This is a genomic window from Pseudomonas sp. GW823-FHT02E01 (assembly GCF_058797535.1).
The window spans coordinates 146,030-168,187 of the sequence record NZ_JBXAJS010000011.1 but is presented as its reverse complement, the minus strand read 5'-3'; the positions used below and the strand labels follow the sequence as shown (position 1 = coordinate 168,187).

General features: G+C 61.7%; 16 protein-coding genes. All 16 read left to right on the top strand.

The window, feature by feature from the left end; translation table 11 throughout:
• Positions 1-19: 19 nt before the first annotated feature.
• The 16 genes from flgK to pseI all read left to right on the top strand — a co-directional run bounded on the left by flgK (position 20) and on the right by pseI (position 21,960).
• A complete protein-coding gene (gene flgK / locus AC1RDQ_RS24275) occupies positions 20-2,065 on the top strand; it encodes a flagellar hook-associated protein FlgK (protein ID WP_492588337.1) in 2,046 nt (681 codons plus the stop codon).
• A 13-nt stretch (positions 2,066-2,078) separates the two neighbouring features.
• Positions 2,079-3,650, top strand: coding sequence for a flagellar hook-associated protein 3 (locus AC1RDQ_RS24270; protein WP_492588335.1), 1,572 nt, complete (start codon positions 2,079-2,081; stop codon positions 3,648-3,650).
• Positions 3,651-3,766: 116 nt separating this feature from the next.
• Entirely contained in the window at positions 3,767-7,360 is a 3,594-nt protein-coding gene (locus AC1RDQ_RS24265) for a glycosyltransferase (protein ID WP_489339997.1), read from the top strand.
• A 280-nt stretch (positions 7,361-7,640) separates the two neighbouring features.
• The gene (gene rfbF, locus AC1RDQ_RS24260) at positions 7,641-8,414 is read left to right on the top strand and encodes a glucose-1-phosphate cytidylyltransferase (protein WP_057715909.1); all 774 of its coding nucleotides are present in this window, start codon (positions 7,641-7,643) and stop codon (positions 8,412-8,414) included.
• Positions 8,396-9,478 (top strand): CDP-glucose 4,6-dehydratase, encoded by a 1,083-nt coding sequence (rfbG, locus tag AC1RDQ_RS24255; RefSeq protein WP_492588334.1) that lies wholly within the window; start codon positions 8,396-8,398, stop codon positions 9,476-9,478. Before rfbF ends, rfbG begins: the two co-directional genes overlap by 19 nt.
• On the top strand, positions 9,475-10,035 hold the full coding sequence (locus tag AC1RDQ_RS24250; protein WP_492588332.1) for a dTDP-4-dehydrorhamnose 3,5-epimerase family protein: 561 nt from the start codon (positions 9,475-9,477) through the stop codon (positions 10,033-10,035). The genes rfbG and AC1RDQ_RS24250 overlap by 4 nt, the downstream gene beginning before the upstream one ends.
• Positions 10,032-11,258: a class I SAM-dependent methyltransferase gene (locus AC1RDQ_RS24245; RefSeq protein WP_090453801.1), complete on the top strand. Its 1,227-nt coding sequence runs from the start codon at positions 10,032-10,034 to the stop codon at positions 11,256-11,258. Before AC1RDQ_RS24250 ends, AC1RDQ_RS24245 begins: the two co-directional genes overlap by 4 nt.
• Positions 11,255-12,376 carry a DegT/DnrJ/EryC1/StrS family aminotransferase gene (locus tag AC1RDQ_RS24240; RefSeq protein ID WP_057715905.1) on the top strand — a complete coding sequence of 374 codons (1,122 nt, stop codon included), beginning with the start codon at positions 11,255-11,257 and terminating at the stop codon, positions 12,374-12,376. The genes AC1RDQ_RS24245 and AC1RDQ_RS24240 overlap by 4 nt, the downstream gene beginning before the upstream one ends.
• Positions 12,373-13,038, top strand: a complete 666-nt coding sequence (locus AC1RDQ_RS24235; RefSeq protein ID WP_492588330.1) for an acetyltransferase — start codon at positions 12,373-12,375, stop codon at positions 13,036-13,038. The genes AC1RDQ_RS24240 and AC1RDQ_RS24235 overlap by 4 nt, the downstream gene beginning before the upstream one ends.
• Before the next feature lie 29 nt (positions 13,039-13,067).
• On the top strand, positions 13,068-13,796 hold the full coding sequence (locus AC1RDQ_RS24230) for a cephalosporin hydroxylase family protein (protein ID WP_090453807.1): 729 nt from the start codon (positions 13,068-13,070) through the stop codon (positions 13,794-13,796).
• A gap of 52 nt (positions 13,797-13,848) precedes the next feature.
• Positions 13,849-16,773 carry a TIGR00180 family glycosyltransferase gene (locus AC1RDQ_RS24225; protein ID WP_492588329.1) on the top strand — a complete coding sequence of 975 codons (2,925 nt, stop codon included), beginning with the start codon at positions 13,849-13,851 and terminating at the stop codon, positions 16,771-16,773.
• 125 nt (positions 16,774-16,898) lie between these two features.
• The gene (gene pseC / locus AC1RDQ_RS24220) at positions 16,899-18,089 is read left to right on the top strand and encodes a UDP-4-amino-4,6-dideoxy-N-acetyl-beta-L-altrosamine transaminase (protein WP_492588328.1); all 1,191 of its coding nucleotides are present in this window, start codon (positions 16,899-16,901) and stop codon (positions 18,087-18,089) included.
• Complete coding sequence (locus AC1RDQ_RS24215) at positions 18,089-18,709, top strand: pseudaminic acid biosynthesis-associated methylase (RefSeq protein WP_057715900.1); 621 nt, start codon at positions 18,089-18,091, stop codon at positions 18,707-18,709. The genes pseC and AC1RDQ_RS24215 overlap by 1 nt, the downstream gene beginning before the upstream one ends.
• Positions 18,706-19,413 carry a pseudaminic acid cytidylyltransferase gene (gene pseF, locus AC1RDQ_RS24210; RefSeq protein ID WP_340315017.1) on the top strand — a complete coding sequence of 236 codons (708 nt, stop codon included), beginning with the start codon at positions 18,706-18,708 and terminating at the stop codon, positions 19,411-19,413. Before AC1RDQ_RS24215 ends, pseF begins: the two co-directional genes overlap by 4 nt.
• Positions 19,410-20,915, top strand: a complete 1,506-nt coding sequence (pseG, locus tag AC1RDQ_RS24205; RefSeq protein ID WP_492588326.1) for a UDP-2,4-diacetamido-2,4,6-trideoxy-beta-L-altropyranose hydrolase — start codon at positions 19,410-19,412, stop codon at positions 20,913-20,915. The genes pseF and pseG overlap by 4 nt, the downstream gene beginning before the upstream one ends.
• Complete coding sequence (gene pseI, locus AC1RDQ_RS24200) at positions 20,908-21,960, top strand: pseudaminic acid synthase (protein ID WP_057715898.1); 1,053 nt, start codon at positions 20,908-20,910, stop codon at positions 21,958-21,960. The genes pseG and pseI overlap by 8 nt, the downstream gene beginning before the upstream one ends.
• The last annotated feature ends 198 nt before the right edge of the window (positions 21,961-22,158 follow it).

The following is a 22,158-nucleotide window of genomic DNA, read 5'->3' as shown; positions in this document are numbered from 1 at the left end:
AAGGTATAAGGTCTGAACCATGAGTTTGCTCAATATCGGGATGTCGGGGCTGAGTGCTGGCCATAACTCGTTGGTGACGACCGGCAACAACATTGCCAACGTCGACACCGCCGGGTACTCGCGCCAGCAATCTGTGCAGAGCACCAAAGGCTCGATTCAGTACGGCAATGTGTTCATCGGCACCGGCACAACGCTGGCCGATGTGCGTCGCGTGTACAACGCCTACCTCGATTCGCAGCTGCGTACCGCCACCTCGCTCAACAGCGAAGCGGCGTCGTACAACGCTCAGGCCACTCCGCTGGACGCCACGCTTTCCGATACCAACACCGGGCTGACCGGCGTGCTGCAAAAGTTCTTCACCTCGATGCAGGGCGTTTCGACCTCGGCCACCGACGACACGTCCCGCCAGTCGGTGCTGACCGGTGCCCAGGCCCTGTCCGCCCGCTTCAATTCGATTGCCAAGCAGTTGAACGACCAGAACACCAACCTGAACGGCAGCCTGGGCGACATGGCGGATCAGGTGAACAAGCTGTCTACCACTATTGCCACGCTCAACCAGAAGATTTCCGAGCTCTCCACCGGCACCAATCAGCCAAACGACCTGCTGGACTCACGCAACGAAGCCGTGCGGCAACTGTCCGAGCTGGTCGGTACCCAAGTGGTCGAGCGTGGCAGCAGCTACGACATCTACATCGGCAGCGGCCAGCCCCTGGTGGTCGGCAACACCACCAATTCACTGCAAACCGTGCCGAGCCAGAACGATCCGTCGCGCATGGCGCTGCAGCTGAACCGTGGCTCCAGCACCATCGACGTGACCTCGGTGATCAGCGGTGGTGAAATCGGTGGTCTGCTGACTTACCGCAAGGAAGTGCTCGACCCTTCGCTCAATGAGCTGGGGCGCGTGGCGCTGGTGGTGGCCGACCAGATCAACAGCCAGCAGGCGCAAGGCATCGACAAGAACGGTGACTTCGGCGCGGCGATCTTCAACAACATCAACAGTGCCGCCCTGATCAGTCAGCGCAGCATTGCGGCAGCGGGCAACAGTGCCGGCTCCGGCAACCTGGATGTCACCATCAAGGACACCGGCAAGCTGACCGCCAGCGACTATCAGGTGACGTTCACCAGCGCGACCAACTACAGCGTCAAGCGCTCGGACGGCACCGACATGGGCTCGTTCAGCACCACGACGACGCCGGCTCCGGTGATCGACGGCTTCAGCCTGAACCTGAACGGCGGTGCGTTGAGCGCTGGCGACTCGTTCAAGGTGACACCGACCCGTGGCGCGGCGGCCGGTATCCAGACCGTGCTCACCGACCCGAAAAAAATCGCCGCGGCCGCACCCTTGACCGGTGTGACCAGCGCCAACAACACCGGCACCTACACCCAGCCGACGCTGACCAGCACCATAGATATCTACAACCCGGCGGCCCAGGCGGAAATGCAGACCGCGCTCAAGAACTCGACACCGGTCAAACTGGTGTTCGGGGCGGCCAGCGGCGGTAGCCAGACCTACAACATGGTCGATGCCAAGGGCAACTCGATCGGCACCGGCACCATCGTTCCCGGCCAGAGCAACACCCTGAACCTGAAAGTGGGCATGGTCGATGCCAGCGGTGCGCCGGTGATGGACAACAGCGTCACGCCAGCCGTGCAGAAGACCTTCACTGTGCAGACCACGGTCGGCGCCACGCCAGCGAGCGGCGAAAGCTTCACCATCAACCTGACCGGCGCGGCGTCTTCGGACAACCGCAATGCTCAAGCGCTGGTGGGTTTGCAAACCAAGCAGACCGTAGACACCGGCACCGCGAGCAAGGGCATCAGCCTGACCGATGCCTACAACAAGCTGGTGACCAACGTCGGCGCCAAGGCTGCCCAGGGCAAGTCCGACAGCGACGCCACCACGGCAATCCTGGCCAATGCCAAGGGGGCGCGGGATTCGAACTCCGGGGTCGACCTGGATGAGGAAACCGGCAACCTGGTCAAGTACCAGCAGTACTACACCGCGTCTTCGCAGATCATCAAGGCTGCGCAGGAAATTTTCACCACGCTGATCAATAGCCTTTAAGGAGTCGTAATTCATGCGCATTTCCACCGCCCAGTATTACGAAATCACCGCTGCCAACTACCAGCGCAACTTCAACAAGGCCATCGCGACCAGCAACGAAGCCAGCAGCCTGACCCGCATCAATACTGCCGCCGATGATCCGATCGGCGCCGGTCGTTTGCTGCAACTGGGCCAGCAGAGCGCGATGCTTGAGCAGTACAAAACCAACATCGGCAGCACCAAGAATGCGTTGAGCCTGCAGGAAACCACGCTCAGTTCCATCGGTACCGCTTTGCAGCGCGTAAAGGAACTGGCCCTCGCTGCCAGCAACGGCATTGCCACCGACGCGGACCGCAAGGCTTATGCGTCGGAACTGGGCCAGATCCAGCAACAAGTGCTGGGCCTGATGAACTCCAAGGACGCGAGCGGCAACTACCTGTTCTCCGGTTCGAAAACCGACACTGCGCCTTACTCGCAGAACGCCGACGGCACCTACAGCTACAACGGTGACCAGACCACCATCGACCTTGGTATTGGCGATGGCATGACGGTCGGGACCAACACCACTGGCTGGGATGCGTTCCAGCAGACCATCAATACCAGTCGCACCCAGACCACCATGACTGCTCCGGCGGTGGATGACGGTCGCGTGGTGCTGTCCAACGGTACGGTTGGCACCAGCTCCACCTACAACGCGAAGTTCACTGGCGGCCAGCCCTACACCGTCAGTTTCCTCAGCAGCACCCAGTTGAAGATCACCGACTCGCTGGGCAACGACGTGACCGCCGAAGCCAGCCAGAACGGTCTGATCAGCAATGCCAACGGCGCCAACCAGACGGTCAGTTTCCGTGGCGTCGACCTCAAGCTGAACATCAACCTCAAATCCGGTGATACCAACCCGGATGCGGTGATCGCCGGCCACAGTTTCAATCTGTCTTCCACGTCGGATACCTTCAACACCTCGCGCAGCGCCGGTAACCCGTCGACCGCGGTCATCACCGGTTCCAGCGTGACCGACCCGACGGCTTACACCAACGCCTTCCCGGCGGGCGGGGCGATCCTCAAGTTCACCAGCGCCACCAATTTCGACCTGTATGCAGCCCCGGTCACCGCTGACAGCAAGCCGGTCTCGTCGGGCACGGTTTCGGGCGGCAACGCCACTGCGGCGGGCGTGACCTTTGCCCTGGGCGGAGGCACTCCAGCGTCCGGCGATCAGTTCGTGATCCAGAACAACAACCATCAGACCCAGAACGTGCTCGACACCCTGGGCCAGATGATCACAGCGCTGAACACGCCAGTCGACGGCGACGCAGTGGCCAAGCAGAAGTTTCTGGGGGCCATGGAGTCGGGAATGGGCAACATCGACAGTGCGGCCAACCAGATCGGCTCGGCCATCACCACGATCGGTGCCCGCGGTCAGGCGCTGGATAACCAGACCGCGACCAACGAGAGCCTGACCCTTGCGAACAGCGAGAGCCAGAAGTCAATTCGCGATTCGGACCCGGCCGAAGTCATGACTCGCCTGACCTTGCAGCAAACCATGTTGCAGGCTGCGCAGCTGGCGTTCAGCAAGATTTCCCAGTTGGGCCTGTTCAACAAGATCTGACGGTGGTCGGGCGCGCAGGCGCCCGATGGCCTTGTCCCTTCAGTATTTATCGTCTTTTTTTGCGGTAACAAAGGGCTCGCTTTTCAGGGCGGGCTCGCGCCGCCTGTGAGCCCGCCGTGAATTCACTCCCGCTTGTCAGCCTGGTCATTCCCGCCTTCAATCCGCGCTTTTTCGGTCGTGCCTTGCACACGGCGGTGAGCCAGAGCTACGGCAATCTGGAGATCATCGTTTGCGATGACAGTCGCGGCCAGGAAATCGAAGACATCGTGGCTTCGCTGGTTGAGGAGGGGGCGAGCGTACGTTATGTGCGTAACCCGCGAACCCTGGGGCTGGTGGGTAACCTGCAGGCTTGCCTGGAGCAGGCGCGGGGCGAGTACATCAAATTTCTTTGTGATGACGACCAGTTGTTCTCGGCCTGCATCGAGCGTCAGGCGCAGATGCTCATCGATTGTGCCGACGTCAACCTGGTCGTCGCTCAGCGACTGCTTTGGGATGCCGACGACATGCCTCTGCCTTCGCGCCTGGAAAATACCCCGCTGTCCCCTGTGGGCGGGGTGTTCAAGGGGGAGGACCTGCTGGCGATCTTCGAAAATTTCCCGGTCAACATCCTCGGTGGTTTCAGCAACGCGATGTTCCGTCGGGCTGACGTGCTCGAACTGTTCCCGGCACTGACTCAGCCAGGCCATTGCTTCGTCGCGACCCTCGACTTCGCCTTGTATGTCTGCCTGATGCGGCGCGGCAACCTGGCGGTGTCCAATCACGTGCTCGGCGTCGAACGCCTGTACCCCGAACGATTGAGCGGCCAACAGTCGATGAAGGACGCAGCCGAAATCGAGCGGCAGTGGCTGTCGCAGATGCTCAAGGCACGTAGCGGCGAATCAGCGCCGGCCCAGGGCTGGGTGCGCTATCTGCCATTGACCAGGGTGGAGGAGTCGCCGCGGGTTTGGGAGGAGTTGCCGCTGAGCCGGACCCTGGGCACCAAGCAGACCACCCAGGACTGGCATGTCGGTATTGCCAGTGTCAGTTTCGCGCAACTGTATGCCCAGTGGCTGGCGTGCCGCCGTCTCACCGACGGTCAGCGCGAGCTGTTGGCGGACACGTTGGAAGCGTGGCCAACAAAGCCCAAAATCGTTCCGATCATCATCGATGAGCACGGCAGCCGTTCGGCGTTGGAGCTCACCCTGCAATCGCTGGCGGATCAGGATTACGCCCCTGAGCTGACGCTGGTGCTGTCGGCATCGTGCACAGAAGCCGTGCTCGACGAGCGCGTGTTCCGTTTGCCGTTGCAGGACGACTGGCAGCAGCAGATCAACGCCTTGTTACCGCAACTGGAAGGCACTGGCTGGTTCTATCTGCTGCGTGCCGGTGATCGGCTGGTGGCGCCGGCCTTGCTGGTCATGGCTGAACGCATTGCGCTGTCGCGCGCGATTACCTGTCTGTACAGCGACGAAGGTGGGTTGCATCAGGGGGAGTCGGCCGAGCCTGCCTTCAAGCCGGACTTCAACCTGGACCTGATGCGCAGTTATCCCTACGTGGGGCGAGCGCTGGCATTCGAGCGCGAGCAGTTCCTGGCGCTGGGCGGTTTCGATTCGGTGTACGGCGAACTGGCGCCACACGATGTGTTGTGGCGAATGGTCGAGAGCGGCGGTACGCAGGTGGTCGGACACGTTTCGGAGGTTCTGCTGGAGTCGGCGTTCGACCTGACCAAATGGCTGTCGCTGCCGCAAGTGGTGGACACCAATCCGCGGTTACTCGAGGCGCACTTGCAGCGCCTGGGTGTCGCCCACGGCATTCGCCAGGGCAGTTCGGCACTGCTCAATCGGGTCGACTATCACCATGAAGATCGGCCGCTGGTGTCGATCGTTATCGTCAGCAAGGACCAGACCCTGGCGTTGCAACGCTGTGTCGAGAGCCTGCTGGAGAAAACCGCGTACGGTGAATACGAGTTGCTGTTGGTGGACAATGGCAGCGAGAGCGCCGAGGCGCTTGACTGGTTCGCCGGCATGGCGCAACTGGGCAGCGACCGGGTCCGGGTGTTGCGTTACGAGTTGCAGGGCAATGCAGCGGCGGTGCGCAACTTCGCCGTGCAGCAGGCCGCTGGCGAGTATGTCCTGATGCTCAACCCCTACACGGTGATCACCCAGGCGCAATGGCTGGGTGAACTGCTCAATCATGCACAACGTCCGGAAGTCGGCGTGGTGGGGGCCAAGCTGTTCAACCCCGATGGCCGCGTGCTGCATGCCGGCCTGATTCTCGGGCTGCAAGGGCCCGCCGGCGTGCCGTTCCATGGCGAGATGCTGCACGCGGCAGGCTACATGTACCGCTTGCAGGTCGCCCACAATTTCAGTGCTGTCGGCGGCGACTGCCTGATGGTGCGCAAGGCGGTCTTCGATGCGGTCGGCGGCCTGGACGAGCAGGGCCTGGCGCACTCCCTCAACGAGGTGGACCTGTGCCTGCGGGTCGGCCAGGAAGGTTATCTGGTGGTGTGGACGCCCCACGCGCAACTGGCCTTGGGCGCGCAACCGGCGGTGGTAGCGCAAGAGGGTGACCAGGCCCGGAGCGAACAGGAGCAGGAGGTTTTCTATAAGCGCTGGCTGCCGATCGTGGCCCGTGATCCGGCCTACAACACCAACCTGGCGTTGCAGGGGTTGGGCGGGGCAAGCTTCAGTCTCGAGCCCGGCTTGCGATCCGGTTGGAGTCCGTTTTCCAAGGCGCAATTACCGAAGATTCTCGCGTTGCCGGTCAACGCATCCGCCATTGGCCATTATCGGGTCACGCAACCGCTGATCGAACTGGAGGCCGCCGGCAGGGCGCATGGGCGCATTCATTACAACCTGCCGACCATCATCGAAGTCGAGCGCCATTCGCCTGACGTGATCATCTTGCAGGGGCGCTATTCCGAAGGTCCGATCAACGAAATCCCGAGCCTGCAAAAATATTCCAGCGCGCGACGTATCTATGAGCTGGATGACTTTGTGATCAACGTCCCGCACCGTAATGCGCATATTCGCAATATGCCGGGCAAGGATGAAATGGAGTCGCTGGTCCGGCGCGCCATCGGCATGTGCGATCGCGTGGTGGTCTCCACCGAACCGCTGGGTAACGCACTGTCGGACATGCATCACGACATCCGCGTGGTACCCAACATGTTGGCGTCGCACTTGTGGACCGATCTGCGCAGTCAGCGCCGCACCTCGAAAAAACCTCGGGTCGGCTGGGGTGGCGGCACCAGCCACCACGGTGACCTGGCTGTCATCGCCGATGTGGTCCGCGAATTGGCCAATGAAGTCGACTGGGTCTTCTTCGGCATGTGCCCGGACGATTTGCGCCCGTACATGCATGAGTTTCATGGGGTGATCGGGCTGGATGTGTACCCGGCCAAGCTGGCCAGCCTGAACCTGGATCTGGCATTGGCGCCGTTGGAGTTCCACATCTTCAACGACTGCAAGAGCAACCTGCGGCTGCTGGAGTATGGCGCGTGCGGTTACCCGGTGATCTGCACCGACACCGAAGCCTATCGCGGCTACTTGCCGTGCACCCGGATCAAGACCAACTCCACGGATGAATGGCTGCAGGCGATCCGCATGCACCTGGCCGATCCGGACGCCAGCTATCGCATGGGCGATGAGTTGCGCGAGATCGTGCTGCGTGACTACGTGCTGCGCGGCGACAATTTGCGCTACTGGGAAAATGGCTGGCTGGCGGACTGACCGTTCGCGCATCCATCCCGTCCAGGCAGGCGACGTTGAGTCGCCTGCCTTTTTTTTGCCACCAGGTTTTGCAATCGGCGTTGAAGATGCCCGCCAGGCATTGCCCGGTAGCGGATTGAAAGAGCTGGCGCGTTTCCTGCAAGTCCCCCTTATATCGCCATAAAACGAGCACTTCCGGGGAGTCCGGACGTGTCCTGAACGGCGGCAGGTCTAACCCAGATGGCCCCGCAAAAGCTTGATACAGCTTGGCTGAGCCCTGTGACGAACAAGAGGGAAGGGGATGAAGGCAGTTATTTTGGCGGGTGGCCTGGGTACGCGGATCAGCGAGGAGTCGCACCTCAAGCCCAAGCCGATGATCGAGGTCGGCGGCAAGCCAATTCTCTGGCACATCATGAAGCAGTACTCCGCTCACGGAATCCACGATTTCGTGATCTGTCTTGGCTACAAGGGCTATGCGATCAAGGACTTCTTCGCCAACTACTTCCTGCACACCTCCGACGTCACGTTCGACATGCGCAACAACCGCATGGATGTTCACCAGAACTACAGCGAGCCATGGCGCGTCACGCTGATCGACACCGGCGAAGAGACCATGACCGGTGGCCGTTTGCGCCGCGCCCGACGCTACCTCGAAGACGAAAAGGCCTTCTGTTTTACCTATGGCGACGGCGTGTCGGACCTCAATATCGGTGCGTTGGTGGATTTCCATCTCAAGCACGGAAAGCTGGCGACCGTCACCGCGGTACAACCACCAGGTCGCTACGGCGCCCTCAATCGCGATGGCGACAAGGTCTTGGGCTTCACTGAAAAACCTCGCGGCGACGGTGGCTGGATCAATGGCGGGTTCTTTGTCCTGTCGCCCAAAGTGCTGCCGTTGATTGACGGCGATGAAACCTCGTGGGAGTCCGGCCCGCTGGACGGCCTGGCCGAGCGCGGCGAACTCATGGCGTTCCAGCACGACGGTTTCTGGCAACCGATGGATACCCTGCGCGACAAGAATCACCTCGAAGCGCTGTGGCAGAGCGGGGAGGCCCCATGGAAGCAATGGGATTGAGCCCGCAATTCTGGCGCGGCAAGCGCGTGCTGGTCACCGGCCACACCGGGTTCAAGGGCAGTTGGCTGACGTTGTGGCTGCAAAGCCTGGGTGCCGAGGTCAGCGGGTTTTCCCTCGACCCGTCCACCGAGCCGAGCCTGTTCGAACTGGCCCGGGTTCACGAAGGCATCAATGATCAGCGCGGTGACCTGCGTGATCTGGGGGCCTTGCTGGAACTGATCGCCGAAACCCAGCCGCAGATCGTTCTGCACCTGGCGGCCCAGCCGCTGGTGCGCGAAGGTTATCGCGACCCGTTGGGCACGTACTCCAGTAACGTCATGGGCACGCTCAACCTGCTCGAGGCGATCCGTCAGGTGGGCGGCGTGCGCGCCTGCGTGCTGGTGACCACCGACAAGGTCTACGCCAATCAGGAATGGCTGTGGCCGTACCGCGAAAACGAAGCGTTGGGCGGTCATGATCCCTACAGCAGCAGCAAGGCGTGCTGCGAATTGCTGGCGCAATCCTATGCCGCCTCGTTCTTTGCGCCGCAAAAGCATGGCGAGCATGGTCTGGCGTTGGCCACGGCCCGCGCCGGCAATGTGCTCGGCGGTGGCGATTTCGCCCCGGAGCGGCTGATTCCCGACGTGCTGCGGGCGTGGTCGGCGGATGAGCCCGTGACCTTGCGCTATCCCCAGGCGGTGCGCCCATGGCAGCACGCGCTGGAACCGCTGGCCGGCTATCTGCAACTGGCGGTCGGCCTGTTTGAGCAGGGCCCGCAATTCGCCGGGGCGTGGAATTTCGGCCCCGGTGAAGCGGACATGCGCAGCGTCGGTGAAGTGGTCGAACTGCTCGCCAGCCGCTGGCCGCAAGCACGCGGGCTACGCATCGAACCGAGCGATATGCATGAGGCCGGCCTGTTGCGCCTGGACAGCAGCCGCGCCCGTCAATTGCTGGGCTGGCAACCGCGCTGGTCGTTGCAGCAGTGCCTGACCCAGACCCTGGATTGGCATTTGGCGTGGCAGAACGGCGATGACATGCGCGCCGTCAGCCTGGCGCAATTGAACCTGTACCGAGGCACGCTGTGAGTGAATTTCTGCTGAAGACGTTGCCGCTGAACGGATTGTTCAGCGTGCAGCACAAACGTTTCGAGGACGAGCGCGGGCACTTTTCCCGGTTGTTTTGCGAAGGCAGCCTCGGTGCGTTTGGCCAGGCGTTTCATATTCGCCAGATCAATCACTCCTGCACCCGCGAACGCGGCAGCGTGCGTGGCCTGCATTACCAGAGTGCCCGTGCACCGGAAGCCAAATTGATCACCTGCCTGCGCGGTGAAGTCTGGGATGTCGCGGTGGATCTGCGTCCCGACTCCGAGACTTTCCTGCACTGGCACGCCGAACACCTGCGTGCCGGCGATGGCCGCAGCCTGTTGATTCCTGCCGGGTTCGCCCATGGCTTCCAGACCCTGTGTGCCGATGCCGAGCTGCTTTACCTGCACAGCAACGACTACACGCCGGAACATGAAGGCGGGTTGTCGGTGCTCGATCCACGGCTGGCGATTGCCTGGCCGTTGCCTGTCAATAATCTGTCGGTGCGCGATGCGAGCCATCCGGCGCTCGATGAACACTTTGCCGGAGTGCGTCTATGAACTGCCGTGGTTGCGCCGCTGCGCTGGCCCTGCCGCTGATTGACCTGGGCACCTCGCCGCCGTCCAACGCTTACGTGCGTGCCGACCAGCTGGAGCAGGCCGAACAATGGGTGCCGTTGAAGGTTGCCGTGTGCCAGCAGTGCTGGCTGGTGCAAACCGAGGATTACACCAGCGCCGACAGCCTGTTCGATGCCGAGTACGCCTATTTCAGTTCGTTCTCCAGCACCTGGTTGGCCCATGCCGAGCGTTATGTGGCCGAGATGGTCGAACGCTTCGGCCTGAGCGCCGACAGCCGTGTGGTGGAAGTCGCGGCCAACGACGGTTACCTGTTGCAGTACGTGGCCGGGCGCGGCATCCCTTGCCTGGGCGTCGAGCCGACCCGCAGCACCGCGCAAGCGGCGCGGGAAAAAGGCTTGGAGATTCGTGAGCTGTTTTTCGGTCGCGACACCGCCGCGCAATTGAAAAACGAAGGCTGGGGCGCCGACCTGATGGCCGCCAACAACGTGTTGGCCCACGTCCCGGATATCAACGATTTCCTCGGCGGCTTTGCGACCTTGCTCAAGCCGGCGGGTGTGGCGACTTTCGAATTCCCGCAGTTGCTGACCCTGATGGCCGGCCAGCAGTTCGACACGCTGTACCATGAGCATTATTCCTACCTGTCGCTGACCGCTGTGCAGACCTTGTGCGAGCGCAATGGCCTGCAAGTGTTCGACGTCAGTCAGCTCCCCACCCATGGCGGCTCGCTGCGGGTCTTCGTCCAGCGGCTGGACGGCGAGCGTCGTGAAGTGCAACCGACGGTTCGGCAACAGCTGCAGGCTGAACTCGCCGCCGGGGTGAAAACCCCTGAGTACTACGCGACCCTGGCGCCCGCCGCCGAGCGCATCAAGCATGACCTGCTGCGCTTCCTGTTGCAGGCCAAGGCCGATGGCAAGCGCGTGGTCGGCTACGGCGCCGCCGCCAAGGGCAACACCCTGCTCAATTACGCCGGGGTCAAGCCGGACCTGCTGGCCTGGGTGGCCGATGCCAACCCGCACAAGCAAGGCAAGTACCTGCCCGGGAGCCGCATTCCGATCGTGTCGCCGGCACAGATCGACATCGAAAAACCGGACTACGTGCTGGTGCTGCCGTGGAACCTGCTGGATGAGATCACCCAGGCCTTTGCCGGCATTCGTGCATGGGACGGTCGTTTTGTCATTGCCATTCCCGAGTTGATCATTCGATGAGCCGAATTCATTACACCAAACCCAGTGTCGGTGAGCTGGAAGCTGACTACGTTCTCGATGCCGTCCGCCATGGTTGGGGAGAGCGCTGCTACGAGTACCTGACTCGCTTCGAAAAGTCTTTTGCCGAGCACGTGGGTGCGACCTACGCGATTGCAACGTCCAGTTGCACCGGCGCGCTGCACATGGGCATGGCGGCGCTGGGCATCGGTGCCGGCGATGAGGTGATCCTCGCCGATACCAACTGGATCGCCTCGGCTGCGCCCATCACCTATCTGGGTGCGACACCGGTGTTCGTCGACGTGCTGGCCGACAGTTGGTGCCTTGACCCGCAGCAGGTTCGCCGGGCAATTACCCCACGGACCAAGGCGATTCTGGCGGTGCACCTCTACGGCAATCTCTGCGACATGGATGCGCTGCTGGCCATCGGTCGTGAGTTTGGCCTGCCGGTCATCGAAGACGCCGCCGAGGCGATCGGCTCGCAGTGGCGCGGTCAGGCGGCGGGTTCACTGGGCGCGTTCGGTGCGTTTTCCTTTCACGGCACCAAGACCATGACCACCGGCGAAGGCGGGATCTTCGTGACGTCGGACAAGGCCCTGTATGACCGGGTATTGACCCTGTCCAACCATGGCCGGGTAGCGGGCAGCAGCAAACAGTTCTGGCCGGATTTCCTGGGCTTCAAATACAAAATGAGCAACCTGCAAGCGGCCGTCGGTTGCGCCCAGGTTGAACGGATCGACGAGCTGATCGAACGCAAGCGCGCGATCTTCGCCAACTATGCCCAGGCGCTGGCCCTGCTGCCGGGCCTGTCCATGAACCCTGAGCCCGAACACGCACGCAACGGTTACTGGATGCCCACCGTCGTCTTTGACCGCGAGCTGGGGATCACGCGGGACATGTTGATTGCAGCCTTCCAGGCCGCCGATATCGATGCGCGGGTGTTCTTCTGGCCGCTGTCGTCCTTGCCGATGTTCAGCGAACTGACGGCTGACTCGCCCGTGGCGCATGCGCTGCCGGAGCGCGCGATCAATCTGCCGAGTTATCACGACATGACCGATGACGATCAGCAACGGGTCATCGAGGTGCTGCGCGCGCTGGTACTCAAAAGGACGCGGCTATGAAGGTTTACCTGCTGGGGGCGGCCAATCCTGAAGCGGTACGGATGATCCTCACCCTGCAACGCAGCCAGCCGGACGTGCAGTTCGCCTTTCTCGATAACGATCCGGCGAAGCAAGGCACGCTGTTTTATGGCGTGCCGGTGGTGGGTGGTACCGACAAGGTGGCCGAGCTGAGAGGCCCCGATACACGCTTTGTCAATCTGATCACTGGCACCACGGCGCTGCGTTACCGGACCACCTGCGAAATCGTCGAGGCCGGCGGCACCCTGGGCAACTTCATCCACCCGGGCATCGATCTGACGATGATCACCATGGGCGTCGGCACCTATCTGCAAGAGGGCGTGATCATGCAGGCGCAAGTCAGCCTCGGTGATAACACCAGCATCAGCGCCGGCAGCGTCGTCGGGCATGAGGGACAGATCGGCCATTCGGTATTCATGGCGCCGGGTGTCTGCATTGCCGGTTGCGTCGAGATCGGCGACGGCACCTTCATCGGCACCAACGCCACGATCCTGCCGCGATTGCGCATCGGTCGTTGGGTCACCATCGGTGCAGGCGCCGTGGTGACCAAAGACGTTCCAGACTATGCGGTTGTGGTGGGCAGTCCCGCCAGGACCATCAAGACCAATCCAGCTTCCTTTCAAAACGGTCGGGTTTTCAACTAACCACCGCACCAATTTCCGGAGAGTCTGTAATGAATCCTCATGAGCAGTTTCGTGAAGAAGTAAAAGAGAACATCGAAGGCCTGCAACAGGACAAAGCGTTGCAAGCCACGTCGCTGGACTGGGTTGGCACGACCGCCAAGCATAAATACACCTACAACTTCAGCTGGATGGGCCGCCCGATCATTCAGTTTCCCCAGGACATGGTCGCCATGCAGGAGATCATCTGGGCGCTGCGGCCGGACATCATTGTCGAGACCGGTATTGCCCACGGCGGCTCGCTGGTGTTTTACGCCTCGATGCTCGAACTGATCGGCCATGGCGAAGTGCTGGGCGTCGACATCGATATCCGCCAGCACAACCGTGAGGCGATCGAAGCGCACCCGATGAGCAAGCGGATCCAGATGATCCAGGGTTCGAGCATTGATCCGGCAATCGTCGAGCAGGTCCGTCAGCGCGTCGAAGGCAAGAAAGTGCTGGTGGTGCTGGACTCCAACCATACCCACGAGCACGTCCTGGAAGAGCTGCGGGCCTATGCGCCGATGACCTCGGTGGGCAGCTACTGCGTGGTGATGGATACCGTGGTTGAAGACATGCCCGAAGACGCGTTCCCGGACCGTCCGTGGGGCAAGGGCGACAACCCGAAGACCGCGGTATGGGCTTACCTGGAAGAAAACGGCGGTTTTGAAATCGATCAGGCCATTCACAGCAAGCTGCTGATCACCGTCGCGCCGGATGGCTATCTGCGTCGCGTGCGGTAATCGACAAGACATCGTTGGGTTTTTTCGGCGATTCGCCGTTGTGGGGAAATGTATGCAAGGCAAGAACAATTCTGAACACGGGTTGGCACTCAACGAACAGTTGACCGTGGTGCTGATGTCTCACGAGCGGCCGGCATTTTTGCGCCGGGCCGCACGTTTCTACAGCGGCTTGCCTTGCAGGATTCTGGTGCTGGATTCTTCGACTGAAGGTCAGCCAAGCCTGGCCGGGCAGTTTGAAAATGTGGATTACCAGCATGTTCCGCAGTTTGGCTACTGGGGAGTCCGTGCCAAGCTGGCCTTTGGCGTGGAACAAGTGACCACGCCGTTCATGGTGTTCGCCGCCGACGATGACTTCCATGTGCACGACGCCCTGCGCGCAGCCGTGGCATTCATGCAGGCCAATCCCGATTACGGCCTGTGCCACGGCTACAGCATGATGTACCTGTCGCAACCCAACAGCGTCAGCTACTTCCGGCGGGACAAGAAGGTCTGCGAAGACTATTCGTCCGAGCACGCCGAGGAGCGTGTGCTCGATTACATGCACCAGTACCTGCCACCTTTCTATGCCGTACAGCGCACCGACCTGGTACGTGACTGGTATCAGGTGATGCCTCAGGATACGTCCTTCCAATGGCAGGAAATCGGTCACACCTATTACATGCTGGCGCGGGGCAAGGCGCGGATTCTGCCGATCCCGTATGTCGTGCGTGAAATGAACTACGGGTACTCGGATCACAACACTGAAATCTTCCACACGCTGGCTCATACGGATGCCAGGACGGTCGCCGAGCGTGAAGCCTTTGCCGCTTTCCTCTTCGGCTTGCCGACTCAAGTTCAAAGCGAGGACCCGGAGCAAGGCCGGCAGTTCGCGCTGCAAAGCTTTGAGGCCTTGGCCGATAGCTTGCGCACCGGTCGCGCACTGACCACCGAGCTGATTATCGAGTCCGCCTGGACGAGCGTCGAGAAAGGCCCTGTGCGCCGTTTCGGCCCCAAGCAATACGTCGAAATGCCGTTCTACAACCAGGCGTTTTTCGATCAGTTGACCCAGTTCGAGTTCCTGTTGCACGCCATGCCGGCCGGTCGCGTTCAGTTGGCAGGCCTGGAGGGTATCTGGACCCGTCAGCAGAGCCTGATGCTGGCGCGCAACAATGACACGCCGGAAAGTGTGGTCGACCGTTTGTGGCAAGCCCACGACAGCAACATCTTCAACCGCGCGGTGGTCAAGCGTCTGGTGGCCCAGCTGGAACTGTTGGGTGAGGACGAAGAAGCGCAGACCCTGGGCGATTGGGCTGCACGTCTGGAGGCGGTGTCGGTTGAGGGTAATCGTGCGACGTTCGACAAGATGCTCTCCGGTCGACTGCTCAAATGGCTCTCCCCCCGCCAGCCTGATGAACAAGAGGCTGAGTCGATCGCCCGACACCTTGCGGCCAACGACGGAGGTCCTCAGTTCGGGATTTTCCTGCTCGACCTGGATAACGATATCGACAAGCTGCAAGTCTCTCTCGACAGCCTGCTCGAAGGTCACAGCAAGGCGTTCAGGATTGTGGTCTTCACCACCGGTGAAGCACCGGCCGCGACCACGGCGCAGAACACTCTGCACTTTGTCCGGGTTACCCAAAGCAACTACGTCGACAAGCTGAACCAGGGTGCTCGTCAGTCGCCTTGCGACTGGTTGATGCTGGCCGAAGCCGGCGACGAGTTCACTGCCGGCGGGCTGTTGCGCGCCAGCCTGGAACTGTTGTCTGCCGCGGATTGCCGCGCCGTCGCCACCGACGAAATCCAGCGCACCAGCGAAGGCGCACTGGTGGACGTATTCCGTCCTGGCTTCAATCTTGATCTGCTGCAAAGCCTGCCGGCCTTGATGGCGCGTCACTGGCTGATCCGTCGGGAAGTGTTCCTTGAAGTCGGTGGCTACCAGCCTGATTTCAGCAAGGCCCTTGAGTTCGACCTGCTGCTGCGCATCATCGAGAATGGTGGCCTCAACGGGCTGGCCCACCTGGATGAGCCGCTGGTGATTGCCCGGGCGCCGGTACTGGAAGAAAACGCCGATGAGCGCCTGGCGTTGTTGCGCCACCTGGGCAATCGCGGCTACAAGGCCAAGATCACTTCGACGGTACCTGGCACCTGGCAGATCGATTACCGCCACACTGAACGCCCGCTGGTGTCGATCATCGTGCCGGCCGGGGACAATCTTTCGGCCCTGCAGCAGTGCCTGCAAGCGGTCTTGCTGCGAACCCGCTACATCCAGTACGAAGTGTTGGTTGCGATCAACCAGTATCAGTCGGCCGAGGTCAATGACTGGCTCGGTACTTATCAGCATCCGAAAGTCAGCGTCCTGCGCACCGATCAGCGTATGAGCGATGCGGCGTTGTACAACGCGGCCAGCCAGCAGGCGCAGGGCGAGTACCTGATACTGTTGGCCGCCGACAGTGAAGTGGTCAACCCGAACTGGCTTGAGTCGCTGCTCAATCACGCCCAGCGTCCGGAAGTCGGCGTGGTCGGTCCCAAGTTGATCGACCGCGACGGCAAGGTCACTCAGGCCGGTCTGATTCTCGGCATGAACGGTGGTGTGGGTTCAGCCTTTGTTGGTGAAAAACACGACGCCGAAGGTTACCTGCACCGGTTGGCGCTGGAGCAGAACTACTCGGCGGTGTCGATGGTATGCCTGATGGTGCGTAAAGCGTTGTTCGACGAGCTGGACGGTCTGGACAGCGTGACCTTCGCCGACGGCTTGAGCGACGTCGACCTGTGCCTGCGGGCCGGTCAGGCCGGTTACCTCACCGTGTGGACGCCGCTGGTACAGGTGATTCATTCGGGCGAAGTACCACAAGCGCCGCAAGCCCTCGATGCACTGCGTGACAAGTGGGCCCCAGCCTTTGCTCAGGACCAGGCCTATAACGCCAATCTGGCCTTGAGCGGCAAAGGCTTTGCCCTGGGCGAAAGTGCTTCGGTGAACTGGGCGCAGATGCTCGGCTAGGCCTGGCGAACAGGTATAAGGATTCAAGGCATGTTCAACGGAAAATCGATTTTCATCGCAGGCGGGACCGGTTCGTTCGGGTGTCGGATCATTCGGGACGCGCTGGTGCGTGTCTGGTTGCCAGCATGATTCCTTACGCTAGGCAAAGCCTTGATCAGGCGGACATCGATGCCGTGGTCGGTGTATTGCAGTCTGACTGGCTGACCCAGGGGCCGACCATCGAGCGCTTTGAGCGGGCGATGGCCGAACGCTGCGAGGCAGGTTTTGCCGTGGCGGTGTGCAATGCCACGGCGGCCCTGCACATCGCTTGCCTGGCGGCAGGGCTCGGCCCGGGCGATTGGCTGTGGACGACACCGAACACCTTTCTCGCCTCGGCCAACTGTGCTCGCTACTGCGGTGCCGAGGTGGATTTTGTCGACATCGACCCGCTGACCTGGAATCTCGATGCCGCTGCGCTGGCCGTCAAGCTGGAGCGGGCCGAGCGTGAAGGCCTGCTGCCGAAAGTGCTGGTGGCGGTGGCGTTCTCCGGGCAGAGCTGCGACATGCGCAGGATTGCCGCACTGGCCAGGCGATATGGCGTTACTGTGATCGAAGACGCGGCCCATGCCGCTGGTGCGTCCTACGCCGGGCGGCCGGTGGGTTGTGGCGAGTTTGCCGCGATGACCGTGTTCAGTTTTCATCCGGTGAAGATCATCACCAGCGCCGAAGGTGGCATGGTGATGACCAACAGCCCGGAACTGGCCGAGCGTCTGCAACGCTTGCGCAGCCACGGCATGACCCGGGATCCGCAGCAGATGACCGGACCCAGCCACGGCCCCTGGTACTACGAGCAGGTGGAGCTGGGCTTCAATTACCGCATTACCGACCTGCAAGCGGCCCTTGGTTTGTCGCAGTTGAACAAGCTGGATGAGTTCATCGAGCGCCGGCGTGAACTGGCGGCTCGTTATGACCGCTTGCTGGCGTATTTGCCGCTGACCTTGCCTGGTGCGCAACCCGAGGCCGAGTCGTCATGGCATCTGTATGTGGTGCGGCTGCAACTCGATCAGATCGGTCTCACTCATCGTGAGGTGTTCGAGGGGTTGCGAGAGGCCGGGGTCGGTGTGAACCTGCACTACATTCCCGTGCATTTGCAGCCTTACTATCGTGATCTAGGGTTCGTCGAAGGTGATTTTCCGCAGGCAGAACGTTACTACGCCGAAGCCATCAGCCTGCCGTTATATCCGTTGCTCAGTGATGAACAACAGGACTACGTGGTCGAGCAGATGCGGCAGCTGATCGAAATAATCCAGCCATTGCGGCGGGTGGGAAATGTGTGATGCATGAACTGACCGAGCAGGAAACCTTCTGGCAGGGTGAATTCGGCAACCAGTACGTTGAGCGCAATGTCGGGCAGCCGCTGGTGGCGGCCAACCTGGCGTTGTTCGCCAAGGCACTGACACGGGTCGGGCACATCGACAGCCTGGTAGAACTGGGCACCAATGCCGGCAACAACCTGCAGGCACTGCACCAGCTGTTGCCGCGCTGCGAGTTGTTCGGCGTGGAAATCAATGCCAGCGCTTGTGCCGCGGCCCGGGCGTTGGGTATCGCACACATCTGGCAGGGTTCGCTGTTCGACTTCCCACGGGAACGCACCTTCGACCTGACCCTGAGCAAAGGTGTGCTGATTCACCTGGCGCCGGAGTTGCTGCCGGTCGCGTACGCGCAACTGTATGAGCTGAGCCAGCGCTACATACTGATCGCCGAGTACTACAACCCGGCGCCGGTCGAGGTCCCGTATCGCGGCAACAGCGGCAAGTTGTTCAAACGCGATTTCGCCGGTGAAATGCTCGATCGCTATGACGACCTGCAACTGGTTGATTACGGTTTTGGTTACCACCGCGATCGGCAATTCCCGGTGGATGACATCACCTGGTTTGTCCTGGAAAAATGCCGTTGAACAACGTCGCCATTATTCCGGCCCGCGGTGGCAGCAAACGCATACCCCGCAAGAATCTCAAGCCGTTTGCCGGTGTGCCGATGATTGCCCGATCGATTCAGGTCGCTTTGGAATCCGGGTTGTTTTCCCGGGTGGTGGTCAGCACCGACGACGAGGAAATTGCCGGGCTGGCGCGGGACTGCGGCGCCCAGGTGCCCTTCATGCGCCCGGCGGCACTGGCCGACGACTTCACGGGCACTGCGGCGGTGATCGCCCATGCCCTGCAAGCCTTGCGCGAACAAGGGGGCGAGTTTGATCGCGCCTGTTGTATCTACGCGACCGCGCCTTTGTTGCAATCGCGATTTCTTGTCCAGGGGCTGAGCCTGCTGGAACAGCATCCCGACAAGTCATTCGCCTTCTCGGTGTGCGACTTCGGGTTCCCGGTCCAGCGAGCCCTGACCCTTGATGATCAGGGGGCATTAACGGCGCTGTATCCGCAGTATCGTGATACCCGCTCCCAGGATTTGTCGATCGCCTATCAGGATGCCGGACAGTTCTACTGGGGCCGCAGCGATGCCTGGCTGCGTGGCGAGGTGTTGTATTCGCCGTACAGCCTGCCGGTCATCCTGCCGCGTCATCTGGTGCAGGACATCGACACACCGCAGGACTGGAAACGCGCCGAATACCTGTATGCCGCGCTGAAGGCCGGGGGGGAGCTGCAATGAGAGTGCTGATTCGCTCTGACGCCTCGCCAACCATCGGCAGCGGCCACATCGCGCGCTGCCTGTGCCTGGCCCGAGTGTTGCGCAGGCAGGGCAGTCATGTGGCGTTCGCCTGTCGCCTGTTACCGGGGCATCGACTGGAGGCACTGCGGGCCGAAGGTTTCGAAACCTTCGCGCTGCCCGAGCGCTACAGCGATGAAGACCCGCAGCAAGCCATCGAGTCCATGCTGCCATGGCAGACGGACATCGCCGCGCTCGAGCCGCTGCTGGAGCACCAGCCGGCGTTTGACTGGATCATTGTCGACCACTACGGCCTCGATCATCACTGGCAGACGGCCGCCCGGCGCTTTGCGCCACGGATCGCCGTGGTTGATGACCTCGCCACGCGGACCTACAGCGCCGACTTGCTGCTGAACCAGAATCTCTCGGGAACGCCAGAGGCTTATGCGTCGCTGCTGGCGCCAGGCTGCCGGACCTTGTTCGGCCCAAGGTTTGCCATGCTGCGCGACGAGTTCCGTTGCCCGGCCATCGAAATCAAGCCTCAGGCCCGGCGTGTGCTGGTAAATTTCGGCGGTTTCGACGCGGCAATGCAGACCCATCATGCGATGCTGGCGCTGGCAGACTTTGCTGAGCTGGAAGTCGATTTTGTCGCCGGAGCAGATAATCCGGCCTGGGCGCAGATGCAGGCGTTGGCGGTGAGTCGCCCGCATTGGCGCCTGCACAGTTTTGTCAGTGACTTTTATCGATTGATGACCGAGGCCGACCTGTTTGTCGGGGCGGGTGGCGGCACCAGTTGGGAGCGGGCGGCCATGGGGCTGCCGACGATTTGCATTGCCGTATCGAACAACCAGCAGGTCAACGGCGAGGTCATGGCGGCCGCGGGCGCCCATGTGTTCATGGGGGCGCGCGAGCAGGTCAGTGTCGAGCAATTGCGCCTGGCCATCGGCTTTGTCGCGGGTAATCAGGGTCTGCGCCAGAGCCTGGCGCGGCAATCGCGACAACTGGTCGATGGCCGGGGGGCGCAGCGAGTGGCGGCTGCGCTGGCCGGCGCGGTGCTGAGGGTACGTCCGGCGACCCTGGGTGATGCGCAGCTGTTGTTCGACGGGCGCAACACCGAGGCCGTGCGCCACTGGTCGCTGGAGACCGGAGTGATCGAGTGGCCCGCGCATCAAAACTGGCTGACGGCGACCCTGAGCAATCCCTGGCGGCTGCTGCTTATAGCCGAGGCCGATGACGGTCCGGTCGGTGTGCTGCGTTATGACGTGCGTGGTTTTACCGCCGAAGTGTCGATTTATCTGTTCGAAGGCCGGTTCGGCCTGGGCTGGGGCAGGGCGCTGCTGGACCGTGGAGAAGCCTTTGTGAAGGCCCGCTGGCCAGAACTTGAGTCGCTCACCGCCCAGGTATTGCCCGCTAACCAGCCGTCGCTGAATGTCTTTCGCGAAGCCGGTTTTACCCAGAGTGCCTGCGCGTTCACGCGCGTATTGAAGGATCACGCAGATGACTAGCTTCAAGATTGGCGAGCGCCTGATCGGTGCCGATGCGCCGCCATTGATCATTGCCGAGATGAGCGGCAACCATAACCAGTCCCTGGACGTGGCGCTGCAAATCGTCGAGGCCGCGGCCAAGGCCGGTGCCCATGCGTTGAAACTGCAGACTTACACCGCCGACACCATGACCCTGGACCTGGCCGAGGGTGAGTTTTTCATCAAGGACCCCAACAGCCTGTGGGCCGGTAGTTCGTTGTACGCGCTGTACGAGAAGGCATACACGCCCTGGGAATGGCATGCGCCGATTTTCGCTCGCGCCAGGGAGCTGGGCCTGCTGGCGTTCTCCACGCCATTCGATGAGAGCGCCGTGGACTTCCTCGAGAGCCTCGACGTGCCGGCCTACAAGATCGCCAGTTTCGAAAATACCGACCTGCCGCTGATACGCCGGGTGGCCGCGACGGGCAAGCCGCTGATCATTTCCACCGGCATGGCCAGCATCGCCGAGCTCGATGAAACCGTGCGCGCCGCCCGCGAGGCCGGGTGCAAGGATCTGGTGCTGCTCAAATGCACCAGCACCTATCCGGCATCACCCGCGAACAGCAACCTGCGCACGATCGCGCATTTGCGCGAGTTGTTCGATTGCCAGGTGGGGCTGTCCGATCACTCCATGGGGGTCGGTGTGTCCGTGGCGGCGGTGGCATTGGGGGCAACGGTGGTGGAAAAGCATTTCACCCTCGACCGTGCGGCCGGTGGCGTCGACGCCAGTTTCTCGCTGGAGCCTTCCGAACTGGCCAGCCTGGTGATTGAAACCGAGCGCGCCTGGCAAGCCATGGGGCAGGTGCATTACGGTGTCACCGAGGCTGAGCGCCAATCCCTGGTGTACCGTAGATCGTTGTATGTAACCCGGGATATGGCGGCCGGCGAGCCCTTCGACGGGACAAATCTGAGAGCCATCCGTCCGGGTCTCGGGCTGGCGCCCAAACACGCGCAAAGTCTCCTGGGACGCCGTGCCCGTCAGGCCATCAAGCGTGGAACAGCACTGGATTGGTCGTTGGTCGAATGACCCGTTGCCGGGCTGATTCGGCAAAATAGCGTGACCTGCGAGTCATAACGGGCATCTTCACTGTATTGTATTGACCGGGAAGATGGCGCCTGACCCTTTATCGGGTTCAGTGATGGCCCTCTACGCTTCCCGGCCGTCGCCTTGGGGCGACGCAAATCCAGGTTTGTCGGCGCCCCTCGATTCCTGCGAGTGGTGGTA

What these genes read in the sequence shown, in the direction of transcription:
- AC1RDQ_RS24225 (WP_492588329.1), top strand. Translation starts at nt 13,849, where the DNA reads ATGCAAGGCAAGAACAATTCTGAACACGGGTTGGCACTCAACGAACAG.
- AC1RDQ_RS24270 (WP_492588335.1), top strand. Translation starts at nt 2,079, where the DNA reads ATGCGCATTTCCACCGCCCAGTATTACGAAATCACCGCTGCCAACTAC.
- AC1RDQ_RS24245 (WP_090453801.1), top strand. Translation starts at nt 10,032, where the DNA reads ATGAACTGCCGTGGTTGCGCCGCTGCGCTGGCCCTGCCGCTGATTGAC.
- AC1RDQ_RS24215 (WP_057715900.1), top strand. Translation starts at nt 18,089, where the DNA reads ATGCATGAACTGACCGAGCAGGAAACCTTCTGGCAGGGTGAATTCGGC.
- rfbF (WP_057715909.1), top strand. Translation starts at nt 7,641, where the DNA reads ATGAAGGCAGTTATTTTGGCGGGTGGCCTGGGTACGCGGATCAGCGAG.
- pseG (WP_492588326.1), top strand. Translation starts at nt 19,410, where the DNA reads ATGAGAGTGCTGATTCGCTCTGACGCCTCGCCAACCATCGGCAGCGGC.
- AC1RDQ_RS24230 (WP_090453807.1), top strand. Translation starts at nt 13,068, where the DNA reads ATGAATCCTCATGAGCAGTTTCGTGAAGAAGTAAAAGAGAACATCGAA.
- rfbG (WP_492588334.1), top strand. Translation starts at nt 8,396, where the DNA reads ATGGAAGCAATGGGATTGAGCCCGCAATTCTGGCGCGGCAAGCGCGTG.
- AC1RDQ_RS24235 (WP_492588330.1), top strand. Translation starts at nt 12,373, where the DNA reads ATGAAGGTTTACCTGCTGGGGGCGGCCAATCCTGAAGCGGTACGGATG.
- AC1RDQ_RS24240 (WP_057715905.1), top strand. Translation starts at nt 11,255, where the DNA reads ATGAGCCGAATTCATTACACCAAACCCAGTGTCGGTGAGCTGGAAGCT.
- flgK (WP_492588337.1), top strand. Translation starts at nt 20, where the DNA reads ATGAGTTTGCTCAATATCGGGATGTCGGGGCTGAGTGCTGGCCATAAC.
- pseI (WP_057715898.1), top strand. Translation starts at nt 20,908, where the DNA reads ATGACTAGCTTCAAGATTGGCGAGCGCCTGATCGGTGCCGATGCGCCG.
- pseC (WP_492588328.1), top strand. Translation starts at nt 16,899, where the DNA reads ATGATTCCTTACGCTAGGCAAAGCCTTGATCAGGCGGACATCGATGCC.